Annotated in this window: 1 protein-coding gene; it reads left to right on the top strand. The window is 68.4% G+C overall.

The features are described from left to right. Positions 1-44: 44 nt before the first annotated feature. On the top strand, positions 45-1,369 hold a 1,325-nt coding region (locus tag CH341_RS31270; protein WP_111423594.1), incomplete at its 3' end, for a methyl-accepting chemotaxis protein.

The raw sequence follows: 1,369 nt of genomic DNA, 5'->3' as shown, positions 1-1,369 counted from the left end.
CCCGCCTCCGTCCCCCCGCCACGGCTCCTCCGACAGGTCCCCCGATGCGACTCACGATCAAGCTCAAGCTCGCTCTCGCCTTCGCGACCATCATCGTCCTCTCCGGCGTCACGGCCTGGGTCGGCATCACCAATCTCACGTCTCTCGACGGCACGTTCGAACGGCTGATCGACGGGCCCGTGCAGCGGATGCAGATGTCGCTGGAGCTGAACAACAGCCTGCTTTCACTGGTTCGCTCTGAAAAGAACCTGGTGATGGCGTCGAGCAAGGACGAGGTGGCGACCTACGACACCGAGATCGCCAAGGAGCGGCAGTCTCTGACCTCGCGCATCGAGCGGGCGGACGAGACCGCGAGCGCCCAGAACAAGGCGTTGTGGGGGGCGACCCGGTCGACCCTGCAGCAGCTCGCCGTCCTTCAGGATCGTGTCCGCGACACGGTGCGCCAGGGCGACATGGAGCAGGCCCGGGTGCTGTCGAGCACCCAGGGCCGCCAGGCCGTGGCCGAGATGCAGAAGAACCTCGCCACCGTCGTCGAGGTGAACCAGAAGCGGGTCGCCGCCGCCAAGGCCGCTGCCGTGCAGGAGGTCGAGAACGCGCGCCTGCTGCTGATCGGCATCGTCGCCGCCGCCATGGCGCTCGCGGCCGGCATCGCGATCTGGATGGCGCTGTCGATCTCCCGCGGCCTCGCCCGGGCGGGCGAGCTGGCCCAGTCGGTCGCCCTGGGCGACCTCGACACCACAGTGACGATCAAGAGCAACGACGAGGTCAAGGACCTGATCGACTCGCTCAACACCATGACGGCGAACCTGCGGGCCACCGCGGCGGTCGCCGACAAGATCGCCGACGGCGACCTGAACGTCGCCTTCAAGCGCCTGTCCGATCGCGATGCGCTCGGCATCGCCTTCGAGCGCATGACCGCCAATCTGCGCACCAATGCGGCGGTCGCCGACACCATCGCCAACGGCGACCTGACCGTCCGGGTGCAGCGCTTCTCCGACCAGGACATGCTCGGCATCGCGCTGGAGCGCATGGTGGAGAAGCTCCGCCAGGTGGTGACGGAGTCGCTCAACGCCGCCGACAACGTGTCGTCCGGCAGCCAGGAGCTGTCGTCGAGCTCCGAGGAGCTGTCGCAGGGCGCGACCGAGCAGGCGGCCTCGGCCGAGGAAGCGTCCTCGTCGATGGAGGAGATGGCGTCCAACATCAAGCAGAACGCCGACAACGCCACCCAGACCGAGACCATCGCCCGGCAGTCGGCGGCGGACGCGGAGAAGAGCGGCGGCGCGGTGAGCCGGGCCGTCGAGGCGATGCGCACCATCGCCGAGAAGATCACCATCGTGCAGGAGATCGCCCGCCAGACCGACCTGCTGGC

Source organism: Rhodoplanes roseus, assembly GCF_003258865.1.
Taxonomy (GTDB): Bacteria; Pseudomonadota; Alphaproteobacteria; order Rhizobiales; family Xanthobacteraceae; genus Rhodoplanes; species Rhodoplanes roseus.
The sequence above is the reverse complement of the archived record's forward strand: the minus strand, read 5'-3'. Positions and strand labels throughout refer to the sequence as shown.